12 protein-coding genes and 1 tRNA gene are annotated in these 16,943 nt (G+C 68.3%); 5 read left to right on the top strand and 8 right to left on the bottom strand.

The genetic code is table 11. From position 1 onward, the window contains the following. Positions 1-3 precede the first annotated feature (3 nt). Genes O7597_RS23555 through O7597_RS23545 form a run of 3 tightly spaced genes read left to right on the top strand, consistent with a single transcriptional unit; the run spans position 4 to position 3,874 of the window. Positions 4-1,848, top strand: a complete 1,845-nt coding sequence (locus O7597_RS23555) for an FAD-binding protein (protein ID WP_281580741.1) — start codon at positions 4-6, stop codon at positions 1,846-1,848. Then, entirely contained in the window at positions 1,845-2,744 is a 900-nt protein-coding gene (locus O7597_RS23550) for an LLM class flavin-dependent oxidoreductase (protein ID WP_281580740.1), read from the top strand. Before O7597_RS23555 ends, O7597_RS23550 begins: the two co-directional genes overlap by 4 nt. Further along, complete coding sequence (locus O7597_RS23545; RefSeq protein ID WP_281580739.1) at positions 2,741-3,874, top strand: LLM class flavin-dependent oxidoreductase; 1,134 nt, start codon at positions 2,741-2,743, stop codon at positions 3,872-3,874. The genes O7597_RS23550 and O7597_RS23545 overlap by 4 nt, the downstream gene beginning before the upstream one ends. 95 nt (positions 3,875-3,969) lie before the next feature. Here the strand turns inward: O7597_RS23545 and O7597_RS23540 are convergent, their stop codons facing one another. Next, a complete protein-coding gene (locus tag O7597_RS23540) occupies positions 3,970-4,290 on the bottom strand; it encodes a hypothetical protein (RefSeq protein ID WP_281580738.1) in 321 nt (106 codons plus the stop codon). A gap of 723 nt (positions 4,291-5,013) precedes the next feature. Between O7597_RS23540 and O7597_RS23535 the strand changes: the two genes are divergently transcribed. After that, positions 5,014-5,367: an antibiotic biosynthesis monooxygenase gene (locus tag O7597_RS23535; protein WP_281580737.1), complete on the top strand. Its 354-nt coding sequence runs from the start codon at positions 5,014-5,016 to the stop codon at positions 5,365-5,367. A 121-nt stretch (positions 5,368-5,488) separates the two neighbouring features. Here O7597_RS23535 and O7597_RS23530 read toward each other — a convergent pair whose 3' ends face one another. After that, positions 5,489-6,571 (bottom strand): site-specific integrase, encoded by a 1,083-nt coding sequence (locus O7597_RS23530; protein ID WP_281580736.1) that lies wholly within the window; start codon positions 6,569-6,571, stop codon positions 5,489-5,491. A gap of 520 nt (positions 6,572-7,091) precedes the next feature. After that, positions 7,092-7,172: transfer RNA gene (locus O7597_RS23525), tRNA-OTHER, on the bottom strand. A 530-nt stretch (positions 7,173-7,702) separates the two neighbouring features. Here O7597_RS23525 and O7597_RS23520 point away from each other — a divergent pair. Continuing rightward, a complete protein-coding gene (locus O7597_RS23520) occupies positions 7,703-8,977 on the top strand; it encodes an IS701 family transposase (protein WP_281583309.1) in 1,275 nt (424 codons plus the stop codon). Positions 8,978-9,158: 181 nt separating this feature from the next. On the opposite strand, the gene O7597_RS23515 is transcribed toward O7597_RS23520, so the two are convergent. The 5 genes from O7597_RS23515 to O7597_RS23495 all read right to left on the bottom strand — a co-directional run bounded on the left by O7597_RS23515 (position 9,159) and on the right by O7597_RS23495 (position 16,929). After that, positions 9,159-10,181: a LacI family DNA-binding transcriptional regulator gene (locus tag O7597_RS23515; RefSeq protein WP_281580735.1), complete on the bottom strand. Its 1,023-nt coding sequence runs from the start codon at positions 10,179-10,181 to the stop codon at positions 9,159-9,161. A 436-nt stretch (positions 10,182-10,617) separates the two neighbouring features. Beyond that, positions 10,618-12,285: an RICIN domain-containing protein gene (locus O7597_RS23510; protein ID WP_281580734.1), complete on the bottom strand. Its 1,668-nt coding sequence runs from the start codon at positions 12,283-12,285 to the stop codon at positions 10,618-10,620. A gap of 57 nt (positions 12,286-12,342) precedes the next feature. Next, entirely contained in the window at positions 12,343-13,854 is a 1,512-nt protein-coding gene (locus O7597_RS23505) for a family 43 glycosylhydrolase (protein ID WP_281580733.1), read from the bottom strand. A 148-nt stretch (positions 13,855-14,002) separates the two neighbouring features. Continuing rightward, positions 14,003-15,502 (bottom strand): family 43 glycosylhydrolase, encoded by a 1,500-nt coding sequence (locus O7597_RS23500; RefSeq protein WP_281580732.1) that lies wholly within the window; start codon positions 15,500-15,502, stop codon positions 14,003-14,005. A 32-nt stretch (positions 15,503-15,534) separates the two neighbouring features. Continuing rightward, positions 15,535-16,929 (bottom strand): glycoside hydrolase family 43 protein, encoded by a 1,395-nt coding sequence (locus O7597_RS23495; protein ID WP_281580731.1) that lies wholly within the window; start codon positions 16,927-16,929, stop codon positions 15,535-15,537. Positions 16,930-16,943 lie beyond the last annotated feature (14 nt).

Genomic DNA, 16,943 nt, shown 5'->3' with positions numbered 1-16,943 from the left:
GGGGTGGAGATCGGTGTACTCCTCGACGCGGACAACGCCGGAACAGACGAGCTGGTCACGCTCGCACGGGCCGCCGAGGACCGCGGGATCGGCATCGCCCTGGTGACCGGCAGCCGCAACGCGGACGCATGGGCGATGGCGACGTGGATCGCCGGTGTGACCGACCGCATCCGCGTGGGGGTCCCGCCGCGCGAGCAGGCCTACGAGCCGACCAGCCCCGACTCGGCGGTGCCGTCGGTACTGGACAAGGCGGCGACGACGCTCGCCGCACTGGCCCCGGAGCGCACCCCGCCACCGGGTTCCCGCTTCACGATCGTGGCCGCCGACGCCGATGACGGCGCGATCCGGGACGCCGCCGGCGCCGGCATCCCCGTCGTGCCGGTCCGCGACGCCGCCGATATGACCCGCCTTGCGGCGCTGGTCGCGGCGCCGGAGCCGGAGGCGCCGGCCGGACGCCCGCACCGATCCGGGCCCGCTCTCGCGCAACGGGTGCCGGGCATCGCCTACGACGCGGTGCCGGCCAGCCTGGCCGGCCGGGCGATCGAGCCCGGTGACCGGGAACACCGCGCCGTCTCCTCGACCTACCTACGCGGTGGCAACCCCGGGCTCGTGCTGCGCCCGCGTACGGTCGCCGAGGTGGTGGACGCGATCGCGTTCGCCCGCGACCACCGCGACATCCCGCTGGGGGTGCGCAGCGCCGGGCACGGCATCAGCGGCCGCTCCACCAACCGGGACGGGCTGGTGATCAGCGTCGGGGCGATGAACTCCCTCGAGGTTCTCGACGCGTCGCGCCGGCTGGTCCGCATCGAGCCGGGCCGCACGTGGAAGCAAGTGGCGCACTCCCTGGTCTCGCACGGCTGGGCGCTCGGCTCCGGCGACTACGGCGGCGTGGGTGTCGGCGGGCTGGCGACCGCGGGCGGCATCGGGCTGATCTCCCGCAAGCACGGCCTCACAGTCGATCACGTGAAGGCGGTGGAACTGGTGCTGGCCGACGGCACGCCGGTCCGCGCCTCCGACACGGAGAACCCGGACCTGTTCTGGGCCGTGCGCGGAGCGGGCGCGAACTTCGGGATCGCGACGGCGTTCGAGTTCGAGACCTCCGTGGTCGGCGAGGTCGGGTATGCGAAGCTCACCCTGGTCTCCAGCGACATCGAGGCCTCTCTCTACCGCTACGGGCAGATCGCGAGTCAGGCGCCGCGGGACACGACGGTGTTCCTGGTCACCGGCCGGGCCCGGCGGGGCCAGTGGGTTATCTCCCTCTACGCGGTGGTCGACAACTCCGACCCGGACATCGTCGTCGCGCGGCTGACCCCATTCCTGGAACTCGGTCAGCTTGTCCGCCAGCACGCGCTGATGACCGGTTACCCGGGCGTGATGGACAACGCCGTCGATATCGGGCCGTCGGGCCAGCAGGGCTTCGGGGAGCCGATCTCGCGCTCCGCGTTCGTCCCCAAGCTCACCCGACAGTTCGCCCGCGAGGCGGCTGAGCTGCTGAGCACCGGCCTCGTCTACTTCTTCGAGCTGCGCGCTATGGGCGGGGCGATCTCCGACGTGCCGCCGGAGGCGATGGCGTTCAGCCACCGGACCCCGCATTTCCAGCTGACCGCGATGAGCTCGAGCGACGACCGCCTCATGGCCGAGTGGGACAGGCTGCGCCCGCACTTCGACGGCCTCTATCTCAGCTTCGAGACCGACCGGCACCCCGAACGTCTCCTCGACGCCTTCCCCGCGCCGGTGCTGGAGCGGCTGCGGCGGCTCAAGGCCGAGTACGACCCGACCAACCTGTTCCGAGACAACTTCAACATAGCGCCGACCCCGCTGGCGTTCGAGAAGAAGGTGGCGGCATGACTGACTACGGCCATGATCTGCTGTTCGGTAGTTTCGTCAGTCCCGTCGCACAGCCCGCGCAGCACGCTGTCGACCTCGCCGCCGTCTCCGAACAGGCAGGCCTGGACCTGGTGACGTTCCAGGACCACCCGTACCAGTCCTCCCTCCACGACACCTCGACCCTGCTGACCTATGTCGCCTCGAAGACCCGGAAGATCGCGGTCAGCGGCAACGTGACCAGCCTGCCGCTGCGGCCACCGCTGGGCCTGGCTCGCACGGCCGCGACCGTCGACCGGCTCTCCGGTGGCCGGTTCCGCCTGGGCATCGGCGCCGGCGCGTTCTGGGACGGCATCGCCCGCATGGGCGGCCGCCGCCTGACCACCGGGCAGGGCATCTCCGCCCTGGAGGAGGCGATCGGCATCATCCGGGACGCCTGGGACCCGGAGCGGCAGGGGCCGCTGACCCACGAGGGGCGGTTCTACCAGATCGAGGGCGGCATCCGGGCTCCGTACGCTCATCATCCGATCCCTATCTGGGTCGGCTCCTACAAGCCCCGGATGCTGGCCCTAACCGGCGCTGTCGCAGACGGGTGGCTGCCCAGCATCGAATACATCGACGGCGGCCTGCGGGGTCTCGCCGACGCCAACGAACGGATCGACGACGCGGCGCACCGAGCCGGCCGGGAGCCGGCCGCGGTCCGGCGCCTGATGAACTTCATGCACGCCAGCCTCGAGACGACCGGGCAGGGCTTCCTCGACGGCCCGGGCAAGGTGTGGATCGACAAGCTCACCATGCTCGCCCTCGAGCACGGCGTCAGCGCGTTCATCATCGGCGGTGACGACCCGCTCACGCTGACCCGCTTCGGCGCCGAGGTCGCTCCTGCCGTACGCGAGAACGTGGCGCAGGCCCGGCGGTGACGCGCGGGCGCCATCCGTCCGACATTTATCACGATCGAGAGAAGGCAGTCATGGAGCTGGGCATCGGCGCGTTCGGGGATGCGAACTGGGACCCGGAAACGGGCAAGCGCATCTCGGAGGCGCAGGCGATCCGCAACGTCGTGGAGTCCGGGGTGCTCGCCGAGCAGGTGGGCCTGGACTGGTTCGGCGTCGGAGAACATCACACCCCGGAGTTCCCGGGATCGGCGGCCGCGCCGATCCTCGGCGCGATCGCGGCGCAGACCAACCGGATCAAGCTGTCCACGGCGGTGACCGTGCTCAGCACCGAAGACCCGGTCCGCGTGTACGAGCAGTACTCGACGGTCGACGCGATCGCGAACGGGCGCGTGGAGTTGATCCCCGGCCGCGGGTCGTCGATCGAGTCATTTCCCCTGTTCGGGTACGACCTGCGCGACTATGACGAGCTGTTCGCCGAGAAGTTGGAGCTGCTGCTGGAGATCAACCAGCACGAACGGGTCTACTGGCGCGGCAAGACCCGCCCGGACCTCAACGGCGAGTACATCCCGCCGCGCGCCGAGCGAGGACCAATTCCCATCTGGCTGGGCGTCGGCGGCAACCCCGCCTCCGTCATCCGGGCCGCGCGACTGGGTCTGCCGATGGCGACCGGCGTCCTGGGCGGCAACGCGATCCGCAACGCGGGCATCTCCGAGCTATACCGCCGCGCCGCCCAGCAGTTTGGCAACACCCCGCAGCAGACCATGCTCATGCTGGGCTCGCCCGGCTTCCTGAACAAGGACGGGAAGAAGGCCCGCGAGACGTTCTGGCCGCACTGGCACCAGTTCATGAAGGTCGTCGGCGAACAGCGCGGCTTCCTGCCACCCACCCGCGACCGCTTCGATCAGGACAGCGGACCGCAGGGCGGGCTGCTGGTCGGCTCCCCCGAGGAGATCATCGAGCGCATCCTGCTCATGCATGAGCACTGGGGCCAGGTGCGCTCCTACATCCACATCGACACCGGTGCCGTGCCGCAGCGCGAGGTCCTCAGGACGATCGAGCTGTACGGAACCGTCGTACGCCCGGCTGTGCAGGCCGAACTCGGCACCGCGACCATCGATGAACTCACGGGGCGCGCGACGGCGGCGACCGTCTGAGCCAGCCGGCCAGCGGCATGACGATGGCGCGTCTTGACCCCGTGCGGATCAAGACGCGCTGTGGGTCGTCTGTTCATCTTTCGGGTCCCCGCACCTCAGGCGGAAATGACGCTGACCGCGATATCGATGCTCATCGGGTTGTAGAGGAAGGCGAGGATCGAATGTGAGATGACCTGGAGGCAGATGCCGGAGGTCCGGGCATCTCGTTTTCCTAACCGGTCAGGCCAGCCGGCGTCTGCTCGGTGGCGGCAGCTGGGACCGGCCAGCAAGACCGCGCCGTTGGCACCGATGTGGATCCGGGTGGCGCCGAGAGAAATCGGCTCGTCGACCGCAGCTTGCCGGTCGCCCCGACCGGCAAGCTGGAAGCGCTGACGGTTGGACTCGTCCTTTTGGCTGCGGTGGGCGAGCCCGCGCAACCTTTGTGCCGCGAGTGAAGACTGGATCGCCGTCTCCTCGCCCCGGTCTCATGTCAGCGGCCAGCGCAGCACGGTTGCCAACCCGCCGAATGCCGTCAAAGCGAACTCACCCAGTACGCCTCATTCGGCTAGATAGGCGTTGCTGGGCTCGATCAGAGACCGAGCTGCCCGTCCGTGCCGGCAACAGCTCCAGCAGGCTCCTCCGTCCCCTCCCGGCCGAGCAGAGCGGCCCAGAACCGCGCACCGCTCCAGCCCGGGTCGCACGCATCGAAGGCAACTGTCAGCAGCCGTAAAAGCATCGCCCAGACCATAGACGCCGCCCCGACGCGCCGTGCACCGCGATCGCGCCGTTGACAGACAGGCCGGCAACGACCCTCTATGCGCTCACTCCCTTTCCGCCGACCATGAATCATCAAATCCTTGGCTTTCTACCTGCTGCAACAGGCCTTCACAAGGACGGTTCATAGTGGGACGACCAGGACGCGTACCAGTACGTCGGTGCTCGACGGCCTCGTCGAGGAAGCCATGTTGACGCTGATCGCGGAGACACTGCGGTCGCCTTCGCAGCGGCACGGTGAGTTGACGCCATCACCACGGTCCAGAGTTACTTGCCTTGCACAAGTAGCTTGGGAGGTGTTTGCCGCCGACTCGACACTGGACGACGATTTCCTCGTGGCCGCCGCTAAGGCCACAACGAACACGAGACGAGAAAGGGACATCGCAATGTCTGAGCTCAACCACTTCAATGCCAGGGACTTCGCTCCCGCCGAGATCCTGGAGTCCACCGACCCGGTCGGCTACTGGGGCAATGCCCGGCTCAAGCCGGGTGTGGACGCCGCCGAGGTCGAGAAGACGATGCGGGTCGTGATGGACGCGGCCCGGGAGGAGCCCGGCTACGAGCTGTACGCGATCTACCACAGCCCCGACGAGGTCGGCTCTTACCGCATCAACGAGCGCTGGGCAACCGGTGAGGACCTACGCAAGCACATCGAGAACCCGGCCCTGTACCCCCACCTCGGCCGCTTCGCCGAGACCCTGGACTTCTCGGACGCCCAGTGGGTGCGGGCGGTAATTTGAGACCGGCTCCGGCCGGGCCTCACCGCCACCCGGCGACGGGGCCCGGCCGGCAGTTCGAGGAAGGGCGGGCACACGCCACCCACGTGGTGCAGTCCCTTGTCGTACGAGCCGCGTGAATCTACTACGTGGTCTGCGGCGGTTCGGTGAGCAGTTGGGCGATGTGTTCGGTGGCTTGTTGGCGGCGGGTGGCGTTGATGCGGGTGTAGTAGCGCATGAGGGTGCCTGGGTCGTGGCCGAGTCGTTCGGCGACTTCGTGGATGCCGTATCCGGCGTCGAGGTAGGTGCAGGCGAGCAGGTGCCGGATCTGGTGGGGTCCGATGGGGCGGACTCCGGCGCGGGTGGCGAGGTGGTTGAAGCGGCTGGTGACGTTGTCGGGCCGCAGGGGTTGGCCGGTGCGGCCGGTGAACATGTACCGCGAACCAGCGGTCACTGTCGTGGCGGTGAGGGTCTTGAGGGTTGCCGGGTCGAGGATGAGGGTTCGGGTGCTGTTGTGGGACTTGGGTGGCTTGTCGCGGACTCGGCTGGCCGGGTCTTCGACGACGCGTTGCCGGCGGACGGTGAGGGTGGCCAGGTCCGGTTCCAGGTCGCGCCACTGCAGGCCGCACAGTTCGCCGCGTCGTAGGCCGGTGACCAGCAGCAGCCGCCACAGCGGGTAGAGCCGGTCATGGTGGATGTGGTCGAGGAAGCGGCGCGCTTCGGTGAGGGTCCAGACAGGCCGCAGGGTGTCGCTTTCGCGTGGCCGGCGCGCGCCGAGGGTCAAGCCGGTCTGCTCGCCGTATGCCTTGGTCAGCACGAGGTCGAGGGTGCGCAGGGTGGTGCGGGAGTAGCCGGCCGCTTCCAGGTGGCGGTAGGCACGCTCGGTCATCCTGGCGCTGAGCCGCGAGCCTCGTACCGTGCCCAGGTAGGGGTAGATCAGGCTGAGCAGCCACGTGTAGTTGTAGACAGTGTTCGGCTGTAGTTCCTGCTCACGGGCACGAAGCCAGTCCTTGCACAGTGTTTCGACGGTGTCGGTAAGCCTCGGCCGGACCGTCCGCGCGTCACGTTGGCGGCTGAGCCGACGGTACTCGACCAACGCCGTCTTCTCCGTCACGAACCCTGTCCGACGGGCCTGCATCCACGCGCCGTTACGGTCGCGTCCCATCTCCAGCCGGAACCCGTACAACCCGGACTTTGGGTCACGAACGATCACACCACCATCGACCACGACGACCTCCTCACCGCCTGGCAGTCACCTCCAGCACTGGAGGCCCACCCCGCCATGGGAACCCCGCCACCCGCAGACACAACGGACCAACTGCCCGCCGCAGAACACACGCGGCCGCCCATCCGATGCGGGGTCGATCGTGACCGGCGGCGTGAAGCACGACGTCACCGTACGGACATCCGTGTCGAAGGTGTGTCAGGATCATCCACGAGGGACGGATGTCGATACCTGAGGCAAGCCCTGCCGGGGCGGGGTGCCCAAGACGCAGGAAGCCTCCGGGCCGCAGGGCAGAGAACAAGGCCGTCACGCCTGCTTAAGCGGCCTGCACCGTCATCGCGATCTCTACCGAACTCCGCACAACATTGGATGCCGCCGAGCCACGCGCGCTCGTCGCCCGGGCGCAGGCAGGACGGCGATCGACCTCAGACCGTACGCTCGTACGGGCAAAATCACGTGTCGAAAGCCGATCAACACATCCATAGACACAAATGAAAAAGGCCAGCTGAGCTGGCCTTTCAAGTCGGGACGGCCGGATTCGAACCGACGACCCCTTGACCCCCAGAGAACCAGCCGGCTTGCCGGAGCCTGCCGGACGGTCCCGGGTCCTGCCGGACATGCAGGTCAACGGCCATGTGGCAGTCCGGGACAGGTCGGGCTCTATCGAGCCTTCCCGGACCATCCGTGAGACGGGCGTGAGATATCACGTCAGTCCGGTTTGGAGTGGCGCTGGCGCATTCACCAGCGCCACTCCTTCGATCACAACAACGCCGTAGACCGTCGCCACTTCCGGCCGCCGCGTCCCCGTCCGATCGATTCAGCGCGTCCCAGCCACGCTTCTTTCGTCCGGCAGTATGCCCGCATCGGGAGCCTCGAGCTCGGCGAGCATCTGTCTCCTGGCACCGGGCAGCACGGTGGAGGCGCTCGCCGCCGACCAGCTCCGGGCAGCCATCGCGGCGCTGATCGAGGGGAATCCGTCCCTGCTAGTACGGCAGCCGCCGTTTGAGATGTCGCTGGTGGGGCCGGGTAGACGAGGTGCGGCCACCGCGTGATCGTCTGTCTGCTGTGGACATAACTTCAGATCTGGCGGTGGCCGCGTGCCACAGCGTAAACCCTGCCCGGTGGCGGCGGGTTCTGGCCGGGGTGTGTGATGCGTTCGCGGGTCGGTTCGGGCGGGTCGAGCCGCGGCGGGCTGCGGCGGCGTTCGTGACCGGGCTGCTGGCGGATATCGAGGTCAAGACGTGCTGGCAGTTGGCGGAGCAGGCCGGGCATGCGCGGCCGGATGCGATGCAGAGGTTGTTGTATCGGGCGGTGTGGGATGCCGACGCCGTCCGCGACGATCTGCGTGACGTGGTCGTGGCCCGGTTCGGTGACTCGGACGCGGTGCTGGTCGTTGACGAGACCGGGGACCTGAAGAAGGGCACGCATACGGTTGGGGTGCAACGCCAGTACACCGGCACCGCCGGCCGGATCGAGAACGCGCAGGTAGGGGTGTTCTGTGGCTACGCCAGCCGGCATGGGCACACACTGATCGACCGCCGGGTCTACCTGCCGGTGTCGTGGACCGATGACCGGGACAGATGCCAGGCCGCCGGAGTTCCCGACGAGGTCGTCTTCGCCACGAAGTCCGAGCTGGCCGCCGACATGATCACCGCTGCCCTCGACGCCGGCGTCCCCGCTGGGTGGGCGGCTGCGGACGAGGCCTACGGCAACAGCAGTGTCTTCCGTGCTCACCTGCGCGAACACGGCCTGGGCTACGTCCTGGCCGTGTCCCGCAGCCACCTCGTCCCCCTCGACGGCGGCAAGACCCGCCTGCGGGCTGACCGGGTCGCCGCCGGCCTGCCGGCCTCGGCGTGGCAGCGCCGCAGCGCTGGCGCCGGATCCAAGGGCCCGCGTTTCTACGACTGGGCCTGGCTGGATGACGTCTGCACCGACGCCGACCCCGACGACGGCGGCCACCACAGCCTCCTGATCCGCCGCAACACCACCACCGGTGAACTGGCCTTCTACCGCTGCTGGACACCCAGACCGGCCACCCTCGCCCAGCTCGTGAGGATCGCCGGCATCCGCTGGACGGTCGAGGAAAGCTTCCAAGCCGCCAAGGGCCAGGTCGGCCTCGACCAACACCAAGTCCGCCGCTGGGACTCCTGGCACCGCTTCACCACCCTCGCCCTGGCCGCCCTCGCCGTCTTGGCGATCTGCGCCGCCGAAGCCGACGATGATTCCACCGACACCGGTCTGATCAAGCTGACCGTCAACGAGACCCGCCGGCTGATCAACACCCTCGTACTCCGCCCGATCCGCGACCTCGCCCACCGTCTGCGCTGGTCAGACTGGCGCCGCCGCCATCAAGCCCGAGCCCGCCAAGCCCACTACACCCGACGCCTCAACCTCGAACTCCAGCCATGATCCCGAACGGCGGCTGCCGTACTAGGCGACGGTGCGCGCCGGCTAACTTGGGAGATCCTCGGTTAGCACCGAACCCAGGCAGCCCGTCTCCCCTTGCCCGACGATCGGGCGATAGAACCGCCACGCCAGCCGAGTAAAGGAGTCGTCGCACCACTGCCTCACCATCATCGGCGTCCGGCGGTTACCCGGTCCGCTGCTGCGGTGACGCTGTCGTGCCGGTTGCGACTGCCGTGCTCTGCCGAACGACGAGTTGAGGTACCAGCAGCTCGCGTGCTGCGGTCCGCCCGTCGACGGTCCGGTCGAGCTGCGACAGCAGCAGCCGCACGCTGCTCCGGCCGAGTGCGGCGAAGTCCTGCCGTACGGATGTGAGTGGTGGCAGGAAGTGTTCGGCATCGGGGATGCTGTCGAAGCCCACTACGCTGACGTCAGCCGGGACCTCCCGGCCGGCCTCGTGCAGCGCCCGCAGCACGCCCAGGGCGAGTTGGTCACTGGCGCAGAAGATCGCCGTGACGGAAGGGTCCCGTGCCAGTCGGCCGCCCTGTTCGAATCCGGCGCGGGCGCTCCAGTCACCGGGCAGCAGTGGCGGCACCGGTGCACCCGCGGCCTCGAGTGCCTCCCGCCAGCCGGCGACCCGTTCGCCCGCCTCCGGCCAGTCGTCCGGGCCGCACAGGTGGTGGACGGTCCGGTGCCCCAGAGCGAGCAGGTGGCGGGTGGCCGCTCGCGCCCCGGCGACGTTGTCGATCCGCGCGTTCGGCACCGCCTCGCTGCATCCTCCGCCCACGGTCACGCACGCCACCTCGGTCGACACCTCGACCAGCGCGCGGGCCATGGCCGCCTTGGGCGCGATCGCGATAATTCCCTCGACCGACTGACAACGCAGCCAGTCCACCGCGTCGAGCACCGACCGTCGGTCGAGATCACGAACGCTTGCCACGCTGACGACGTAACCCGCGGCCCGGGCCGCCCTCTCGATCGCGTACAGCATGGAGGTCGGCCCGTACAGCGGACTCTCGTAACCCACGATGCCCAGCGTGCCGGAACGGCAGGTGGCCAACGCCCGGGCCGCCAGGTTCATGTGGTAGTCCAGTGTCCGCATGGCGGCGGTCACCCGCTGCCGGGTGTCGGCCGCAACGTGCGGATGCCCGTTGATCACCCGGGAGACCGTCTGTGCGGAAACGCCGGCCAGCTCCGCCACATCGCGCATGATCGACCGACCCGTTCGGCGGGCCGGCCGCTCACCGCGGGGCGGGACGGACGGCAGACGCGCTCCGTCCGCCAGTGCCAGGTCATGCTTCTCGATCAAAGCCACCCCTCCCGCGCCGGCCGGCGAAAATCCACGGACGTACGCTCGGCCGCAGCAGTCCTGCCTCGTCGCCGGGCCACGCCGTCACCCATCCCCTGACAATGACCTCCAGGAGGATTTCGGCAATGCCTGCCCGGAGAGTGCCGCGAGCCCGTCGGGCATAACGAACCGGTCGTGGTCGGTGAACACGGTGCCACCGACGACCGGGAGGGAGCGCCGGGCCAGCCGGCCACCCGCACGCGGGAGCACCCTTCCGGTGAGAGGTGCGCACGAGTTACCGCGAATGTTGCGTACACCGCCTGCTCGAGCAGGCGGTGTACGACGGTGAGGCCGCCAGTCAACACCAGGTCAAGGTCGAGTTGACCCGGGTGACGTTGCTGATCGTGTTGTTCGATCCGCCACAGGGACTCTGGGTGATGTTGGTGTTGGTAACGGTCAGATTCTGGAACCGGATGCCCGAGGAGATCGGGAACTCCGTCCGCGAGGAGATCCGCACCTCACCGCCGCCCGTCACAGTGCCGGACACTCCGGCGATGGTGACGTTGTAGCAGTTCTCCACGAGGATCGAGTTGTTCCCGGTGTTCGAGATCGTCACGCGGTCGATGACCGCGCCGCCGGACTCCGAAACACAGAAGATCCCCCGGCCGCCGCCGGACGCAATCACGTTCCCGACCCGGATGTTGGCCGGGTACGAGCTACCCACCCGACCGTTGCGGTTGGCCATCCGGAACGCCGCGTACCCGGTCCCGGTCCCGGCGCCCTGCGCGTCAACCGTACCCACCGTGGCGTTGATGGTGTCGTTGAGCAGCAGACCGGAGTAGCCGGTGTTCCGCGCGGTGACCGTGCCGACGGTCAGACCGTCCACGCCGTACGTCTCCACCCCGTGGGCGCCGGTTCCGGAGACGTACACGTTGTCGATCCGAACGTTGCGCACCTTGACCGCCCGGTCGCCGCCGTGGTTGTCGACCCGTACGCCCAGGCCGCCCGAGAGCCGCATGTCGATCTGTCCGAGGGTCAGGTTGTTCACGTTGCGCATGAAGATCCCGTACAGCGGCGATCCGGTAAGGGTCAGGTTCTGCACCTCGATGTCGGTGGTTCCCCGGGAGTAGACCGGTGCGTAGTCGCCCGATCCTGAGCCGGTCACGTTGATCGTGCCGCACACCGCCAGTGTCGTGTACGACGGCAGCGACAGCCGGGAGCCCGCGCTCATCGAACCGGAGCCCCGCACCACCACCCGCTGCTTGGTGGTTCGTCCGGACGACAGCGAGTTCACCGCGGCCTGCATCGCCGACAGCATGTTCGAGCCCGAGTACACGGTCGACGACCCGTTGCGGGACGTCCAGGTGCTTCCGTTCAGCACGGCCTCGGCCTGGAACGAGCCGCTACCGCAACCGGTGCTCGGTGGCGGCGTGGTAGGCGTCCCCCCGCTGCCGACCCGGACCATCTGCCACTGCTGGTTGGCGCCATTGAGATCGGCGTACTGGCTGATCCGGGCACCGTCGGCGGTCGACCACTCCCAGACCTCCAGTGCCTTGGCGGAGTGCCGGTTGATCAGCCGGATGTAGCCCCCGTCGGAGTCGAGGACCTGAAACTGCTGGTTGGTGGCGTTGAGGTCGGGCCACTGTCGGTACTCCGCGCCGTCGGCGACGTTCCACTCCCACAGGTCGACGACCTTGCCACTGTGGCGAGCCTTCAGACGGTAGTAGCCGCTGCCGGAGGAGACGAACTGGAACTGTTGCCACTCACCGTCGTTGCGGGACCACTGCTGAATCGCCGCACCGTCGTCGACGGAGGTGTCCCGGACGTCGAGGACCTTGCCGCTGTTGCGGTTGACCAGTACATAGTAGGCACTGGTGTCGATGGTGGCCGCCTGCGCCGACGGCGCGGCCACCACGGCGACACCTGTCGCGCCGGCCAGCGCCGCCACCAGGGTCAGCACCAGGCCGGCACGCCGAGTTCGGCGACCTGGCCGGTCGGGCGGTGATGTCAGTGCGGGGTTGCGCATCGTTGAACCTCCAAAAGATCGGTGACGGCAGGGTGGTCGTGGTGGGCTCGCGCCGGGCTACTCCAGGTGGAAGGTGGCGGAGGCACGGTCCGCGCTCGAGCTGACCGTCTCCACGTGGAGCAGACCGCTGCGGTGGCGCACGTACCGTCCCGGGAAGTTCTGCGACTCCAGGGAGAGCCCGGCGCTGTCGGCGAGGCCGGCCCGCCGGTGGAAGCTCGCGTCCGAGTCGAACAGGGTTGACCCGTCGTCCCGTTCGACGTAGAGGGCGAAGTCACGGTGACGCAGGAAGTGGCCGGGGAAGTTCGTCGACTCCAGCGACACGGTGCCCGCGCCGGCGAGCCCGGTGACGATACGGAACTGGGAGTCGGCCAGGTTGGTCACGTCCGGCTCGACCCGGGCCCGATAGTCGTAGTGCCGGACGTAGCTGGCGGTGAGGTCGTGCGAGCGTAGCCGCACCGGGGTGGGCCCGTCGGGCACCGGGATGCCGAAGTTCGGGGTGCCGTCGGCGTTCCAGTAGAGCTTCTGGATCCGGGTCCGGCGGTTCGGGTCGTTGAGCGGGTCGCCGTTGATGTCCCGGTAGTTGCGGTCGTGGTAGACCAGGATGTCGCTCTGTCCGTCCTCGGAGACGGTGAAGGAGTTGTGTCCGGGGCCGTACTGGCCGGTGGCCGTGTTGCTGGCGAACACCGGGGTCGGGCTCTTGCGCCAGGAGGCGGCGTCGAGCAGGTTGGCGGTGGTGGACGCGCTCAACAGGCCGAGGCAGTAGTTGGCGTCCGTGGCGCTTGCGGAGTACGTCATGAAGACCCGCCCGTTGCGCTGGATCACTGCCGGGCCCTCGGCCACCCGGTAACCGCGGGATTCCCAGTCGTACGTCGGCACCACCAGCCGGGTCACCGGACCGGTGATCTGCCACGGGTTGCTCCCCATCCGGGCGAGGTAGACGTTGGAGTTGGTGGAGATGCCGGGCTCCTGCTGCGCCCAGGTCAGGTATCGCACCCCGTTAACCACGAAGGTCGAGGCGTCCAGGCTGAACGTGTCCCACGGCGTGCTGATCCGGCCGCGTTCGGTCCAGGAGCCGGACAGCGGGTTCGCGCTCGCGTTCTCCAGCACGTACATCCGGATCCGCCACACGTCGTCGGTCCGTCCGGCGGCGAAGTAGATGTACCACCTGTTGTTGATGAAGTGGATCTCGGGAGCCCAGATGTGGGCGCCCATCTCCCCGCTGGTGTGCCGACGCCAGATCGTCGTTTCGGTGGCGGTGGCCAGTCCTTGCAGGGTGGTCGCCCGGCGGAGCACGATCCGGTCGTACTGCGGCACCGTCGCGGTCATGTAGTAGTAGCCGTCGGTGTGTTTGACGATGTGCGGATCGGCCCGCTGGTTCGCCAGCGGGTTGGTGTAGTTAACCGCCGGTGCGGCCTGTGCGGGCCCGGCCGCCGGTAGGCCGGCCGAGATGGCGAGTATCGCGAGCACCGCGGCCAGCATCGACCGCAGGTGCCGGCGGGAAGGTCTGTCGGTCAGCGCCGGACTGACCGCCCGGTGGTCGACCGGATGGAGAAAGTGCGGATGCAGCATGCGCCCTCCCAGGTGGCGAGTTCGTAGTCGGTATGTGGAGGTGTGCCTCCGGGCACCTCAGTCGGCGTAGCCGCACTCGGCGTCCACTGTGCGTGCGAGCACGTCCGTGGACGGGCGGGCAGTCCGCCCGTCCACGGTGGCAGCCGAGTCAGTACACGTAGGGCCAGGCTGCGGCGTCGTAGCCGATGCGGTTGATGCCGAGCAGCGACCGACCGTTGTCGGCGTAGTAGTGGTAGAACAGGTGGTCGCCGTCGGTGTCGGCGAGGAACGCCTGGTGGCCGGGGCCGTGGATGGCGCCGTGCGAGGCCAGGATCTGGGTGCCTCCCCCGGAGAGCATGTCCCGGCCGGCGCGGTCGACGAATGGCCCGGTCGGGCTCGCCGAACGGCCTACCATGATCCGGTACGTGCTGCTGGCGCCCTGGCAGCAGCGGTCGAACGAGACGTACAGGTAGTACCACGATCCCCGCTTGACCAGGACGGGCGCTTCGATGCCGGGGCCGTAGTTGGCGAGGCTGTGCATGGCGGTGCCGAGCCGGCGACCGGTGGCCGGATCGATCTGGATCATCTTGATGCCGGACCAGAACGAACCGAAGCTCAACCACCAGCGGCCCTGGTCGTCAATTGTCAGATTCGGGTCGATGGCGTTGAAGTTGTCCGAGGTCCGCGATTCGATGACCAGCCCGTCGTTGGTCCAGCTGCCGGAGGCCCCGGTGGTGCTGGTGGCCAGGAAGATCGCCGAGCGGTTGGAGCCGAAGGTCGACGCCGAGTAGTACAGGTAGTAACGCCCGTTGCGGTAGGACAGGTCCGGAGCCCACAGGTTACGCGCACCGTCGGTGTACGTGGTGGTCCACGGCGCACCCCCGGGGAAGACCGCGCCCGCGTTGCGGTAGGTGACCCGGTCCGTGGAGGTCTTCAACGCGACGTTGTCGCCGGTGTGTGCGAGCAGGTAGGTGCCGTCGGCTCGTTTGACCACGGTCGGGTCGTGGACGCCGATGTCCCCGGCGACCCTGCCGGGCTGCGGATAGGCCGGCGGAGGGGTGCCGGTCGGCGGGGGCGGCGTGGTGGGGCCGGGTGGGGTGGTGGGTGTCGCGCCGCCCAGCCGGATCAACTGCCACTGCTGGTTGGCACCGTCGAGGTCGGAGTAACCCGCCAACCGACCCCCATCCGCCGTCGACCACTCCCACACATCAATGACCTTGCTCCACTGCCGGTTCACGAACCGCACGAACCCACCCGCGGAATCCTGCAACCGGAACTGCTGCGTCGCCGACGACCGATCCGTCGACTGCACCAACTGCGTACCGTCGCTACCGTTCGGCAACTCCAGCACCTTCCCACTGTGCCGCGACCGCACCTTGTAGAAACCGCCACCGGCATCCACAAACTGCCACTGCTGCACCGCGAGATCATTGCGCGCCCACTGATTCACCGGCGCGTTCTCCGCCGTCGACCAGTCATACAGATCCATCGCCTTACCACTGTGCCGATTCACGAACACATACGACGCCGACGTGTCCACCGTCGCCGCCGACGCCGACGGCAACCCGTAGAGCACTCCCGTGCCGAGCAGCAGCGACGTCGCGCCCACGACCGCTCCCGTCCGCCAGCGCCGCGACCTCACCCGCGGCACCTGATCCGTCTCTGTCATCGAAACCTCCTTGGTGGTGGAAGTGGCGCGGTTCAGTAGCCGACCTGGAAGGTGGCGTCCGCCCGGTCGACAGCGCTCGACGAGGCGCTCAGCGGATCGATCCGCAGGACGTAGTTGGCGTGCCGGATGTAGTAGTTGGCGAAGTTGTGCGACCGGAACGAGGTCCACCCACCGTCGGCGAGCCCGGCGGTCCGGTAGAACGTGGCGTCACCGGCGAACCCGGAGGAGCCGTCGTTAGCGGCCAGGACGAGGACGTAGTTGCTGTGCCGCAGGTACCGGCCGGGGTAGTTCACCGACTCGAACGACACGCCTGAGGAGTTCGCCAGGCCGGGCCGCAGCCGCCACTGGGCGTCGGCGTAGGGGTCGAACGGGTAGGGATCGATCCGGGCGGCGTTGTCGGCGTGCCGGATCAGGTGGTCGGGGAAGTTGTACGACTTGATCCGGTTCCAGGACGGCGCTCCCCACCGGGACAGCATCGCCGCATGTTCGGCGGCGGTGATCGGCGCGATGGTGGGATGCTTGGCGTTGAGCGGCTGGGTGTAGCGCTCCTTGCCCAGCGGGGTCCAGCTGTTGCTGTTGATGTCGCCGCTGCGCCACACGTACAGTTCGCCGTTGTTCGGCGAGAACGAGTCGCCCCAGAGGAACCACTCGTTCCGGTCGTTGGCCTTGACCACGATCGGTGCCTCGATGCCACCGTTGATCACGCCGCTGGTGTACGTGCCCCGGTCGAAGCTGCGCGGCGCGAGACTGCTCGACCGGGCGCCGTAGAGCCGGCCGTCGGTGAAACTCTTGTAGTACAGGTAGTTCGTCCCGCTGCCGACGTGCATGGTCGCGTCCAGCACGTCGAAGCCCGGGTCGAAGTAGAGCTGGTGCGCGCTGACCGTACGGAAGTCGGTGGTGTAGTTGACGTAGAAGGCGTCCCGGTTGTTGTTCCTGGCCGAGTACAGGATGCCGTACTGGCCACGCGAGGCGTCCCAGAATGCCTCCGGCGCCCAGGTGTGGGTGGGCATGTTGTGCATCCGCACCCGGCGGTAGCCGGTGAAGCTGCGCAGGTCCGGGGAGTCCCAGATGTGGATGTACTGGTTCTGCTGGGTGAAGTCGGTGCCCTTGAGGTCGGTGGCGAGCACGACGAAAGTGCTGTCCTGCTTGCGCATGATGAAGGGGTCACGCAGGCCGCCGGTGCCGGCGGTGGGGGTGACGACCGGGTTGTTCTGGTTCAGCGGAGTCCAGGTGAGACCATCGGTGCTGATGGCCAGGTGCAGACCGTAGTTGTTGGCCACCGAGTTGGGTGACTCGGTGAAATAGCCCATCACGTAGCCGCCGTACACGGGCGCCGCCTGGGCAGGCGCGACACGGGACAGCGGAGCCGTGCCGGCGGCCGCCGCCACGGACGCGCCGGCGACAAGCAGGGTGCGTCGAGAGACCATCGGATCATTCATTT

Origin of the sequence: Verrucosispora sp. WMMC514 (genome assembly GCF_027497295.1) — a bacterium.
Classification (GTDB): Bacteria; Actinomycetota; Actinomycetes; order Mycobacteriales; family Micromonosporaceae; genus Micromonospora; species Micromonospora palythoicola.
This window is presented reverse-complemented; position numbering and strand designations above follow the sequence as displayed.

Excerpts from the sequence above, each read along its gene's own strand:
- O7597_RS23500 (WP_281580732.1), bottom strand. The coding sequence starts at position 15,502 with ATGACAGAGACGGATCAGGTGCCGCGGGTGAGGTCGCGGCGCTGGCGG.
- O7597_RS23495 (WP_281580731.1), bottom strand. The coding sequence starts at position 16,929 with ATGGTCTCTCGACGCACCCTGCTTGTCGCCGGCGCGTCCGTGGCGGCG.
- O7597_RS23550 (WP_281580740.1), top strand. The coding sequence starts at position 1,845 with ATGACTGACTACGGCCATGATCTGCTGTTCGGTAGTTTCGTCAGTCCC.
- O7597_RS23505 (WP_281580733.1), bottom strand. The coding sequence starts at position 13,854 with ATGCTGCATCCGCACTTTCTCCATCCGGTCGACCACCGGGCGGTCAGT.
- O7597_RS23535 (WP_281580737.1), top strand. The coding sequence starts at position 5,014 with ATGTCTGAGCTCAACCACTTCAATGCCAGGGACTTCGCTCCCGCCGAG.
- O7597_RS23510 (WP_281580734.1), bottom strand. The coding sequence starts at position 12,285 with ATGCGCAACCCCGCACTGACATCACCGCCCGACCGGCCAGGTCGCCGA.
- O7597_RS23515 (WP_281580735.1), bottom strand. The coding sequence starts at position 10,181 with ATGCGCGATGTGGCGGAGCTGGCCGGCGTTTCCGCACAGACGGTCTCC.